2 protein-coding genes are annotated in these 2,595 nt (G+C 68.6%); both read right to left on the bottom strand.

All coding sequences use genetic code 11. From position 1 onward, the window contains the following. Nucleotides 1-634, bottom strand: a 634-nt coding sequence (locus ACFZDL_RS47130; RefSeq protein ID WP_391194613.1) for a condensation domain-containing protein, incomplete at its 3' end; no start/stop codon positions are given. After that, nucleotides 631-2,595, bottom strand: a 1,965-nt coding sequence (locus ACFZDL_RS47135; RefSeq protein ID WP_391194615.1) for a condensation domain-containing protein, incomplete at its 5' end; no start/stop codon positions are given. The genes ACFZDL_RS47135 and ACFZDL_RS47130, both read right to left, overlap by 4 nt.

Consider the following 2,595-nt stretch of genomic DNA (forward strand, 5'->3'; position numbering starts at 1 on the left):
GGGTGGGTTGTTGGAGGTTGTGGAGGGCGTGTTGCCAGGCGTTTTGGGCGGTGGTGCGGTCTTGGGTGGTGATCCAGGTGAGGTAGTCGCGGTAGGGGGTGGTGGGGGGCAGGCCGGCTGCGGTCTCGTCGCCCTGGTGGGCGTAAAGGGCGAACAGCTCCCGCATCAAGATGGGCAGGGACCAGCCGTCGAGGAGGATGTGGTGGTTGGTGAAGACCAGGCGGTAGCGCTGTGGCGCGAGACGGATGAGGGTGAACCGGATCAGCGGTGGCTCATCGAGGTGGAACCGGCGGCTCTGGTCCTCCTCGAGCCAGGCGGCGAGAGAGCTCTCCTGCGTCTCGGGGTCGAGATGTGTCCAGTCGATCTCCTCCCAGGGCAGCTCCACCTCGCGGGGAATGACCTGCACCGGCCGTGACAGGCCCTCGTGAAGGAATCCGGCCCGCAGATTCGCATGGCGGCGAAGAAGCGCCCGCACAGAGGCCTTGAGAACCGGTACATCCAGTGGTCCCTCCACCCGGAAGGAGAACTGAGTCGTGTACACGTCCCGGCCATCAGTGTCGTAGAGAGCGTGGAAAAGCAGGCCCTCCTGCAACGGCGCGAGAGGAAGAATGTCTTCCAGTTCGTGCTGAGTCACTTCTTCTTCCTCCACACCTTTTCCAGACGGTCGATGTCCGCCTGGTTGATTCCGAGCAGGGGCAGGTCTGAGGGGGTGCGGCCACCGGCGTCCGGGCGGGTGGCGTGGCGGGTGATGGCGGTCAGCGCGTGGTGGTAGCCGTCGGCGAGCTGCTGGATCTCCCCACGGGTGAGAACAGCGTCCGGCCAGGTGAACGTGGTCGTGAGGGTGGGGCCCTGGGGGGTGTCCTGAGTGAGTGAGCCGACGGCCAGGGTGTGAGCCAGGGCCATGCGGGGGTCGGCGCCGGAGCCTGCCGCGGTGGACTCGGCGGCCGGTGCCCAGGGGGCGGCCTGCCCGATGGGCAGGCGGCCGAGGTAGTTGAACCCGATCTGTGGGGCCGGGAGGCCGGCGAGGCGGGAACTGGTGGCGGGGTTGAGGTAGCGCAGGAGCCCGTAGCCCATGCCGTCGTGCGGAACGGCGCGGAGCTGTTCCTTGATGCGCTTGAGGACACGCCCCAGGTCGTCCCCGCCGTCCCAGGCCTGAGCTTCATCGAAGCTCCCCGGATCCAGCCTGACCGGGTATTGGGAGGTGAACCAGCCCACCGTCCGGGAAAGCTCGGCCGCCGTGATGTCCTCATGACGCCCGTGGCTTTCAAGGTCGACGAGCAGCCCGCCGTCTCCGCCACGCCGGCCACGCTCGGCCCGCCAACGGAGCACGGCCAGCGTCAGGGCGGTCAGCAGCACATCGTTGACACCGGCGTGGAACAGGGTGGGGACCTGGGTGAGCAGAGGCTCGGTCTGCTCCGGGGTCAGGGTCACGGTCAGGCGCTGCGCGGTGTCGAGGGTGTCACGGGCCGGGTCCAGAGGCCGCGCGCCGAGTTGCGGTTCGGGGGATTGGAGGATGGCCTGCCACAGGGGAAGTTCCTGTTCCCGCTCCGGAGCCTGCGCGTATTCGGCCAGGTCGGAGGCCCACTGGCGGAAGGACGTGCCGACCGGTTGGAGTACGGGGGTGGCCTGTGCGGTGGCCGCCTCCCAGGCCGCCTGGAGGTCGGGGAGCAGGATTCGCCAGGACACTCCGTCGACGACCAAGTGATGCACCACGAGCAGCAGTCGCCCGGCCGCCTCGGGGCCGGAGTCGAACCACACGGCCTGAACCATCGTCCCCGACCCGGGGGAAAGCCGCTCACGGGCGGATTCCGCCTCCGCCGCGATGACCTTGCTCAGAGCATCGTCGGCCAGGCCGGAAACATCGACGCGTTGCACACACTCTGCCGCGCGCACCGCGCCGGCGGCGGGAATCTCCAGCTCCCATGCGTCACCCTCACGCTCCACAAGGCTGGCGCGAAGAGCGTCGTGGTGGTCCAGGACGGCCTGAACCGCCACGATCAGATGGTCAAGTCCCAGCCGCTCGGGGACCTGAAGCAGCACTCCCTGGCTGAACCGTTCCACCGGCCCGCCACGCTCCCGGAGTTGGTGCATGATCGGCGTCGGCACCACGGTGCCGACAGCTTGGCCGCTGTCCACGCCGGCAGCTGTGGCGCCGGTGTCCGTTGCGACCAGAGCGAGGGCTTCCACGGTCTTGCGCTCGAACACATCCCGGGGTGTGAAGACCAGGCCGGCGGCGCGTGCGCGAGCCACCAACTGGATCGACACAATGCTGTCGCCGCCGAGGTCGAAGAAGCTGTCGTCGATGGTGACGTTGGGTGTGGCGAGGACGTCGGCGAAGAGGGTGCAGAGGGTTTGTTCGCGGGGTGTGCGTGGGGCGCGTCCGGTGGTGGTTGTGGTGTGAGCGGGGGCGGGGAGGGCGTTGCGGTCCAGCTTGCCGTTGGGTGTCAGGGGGAGTCGGTCGAGTGCGATGAGCGCGGTGGGGACCATGTAGTCGGGGAGTCGGTCCCTGAGGGTGTGCAGTACCTGGGCGGTGTCGACCTCTGTTTCCGGGGTGGCGGGGACGAGGTAGCCCACGAGGCGTTTGTCGCCGGGCTG

The organism is Streptomyces sp. NPDC007917 (assembly GCF_042959105.1).
In the GTDB taxonomy this organism is placed as follows: Bacteria; Actinomycetota; Actinomycetes; order Streptomycetales; family Streptomycetaceae; genus Streptomyces.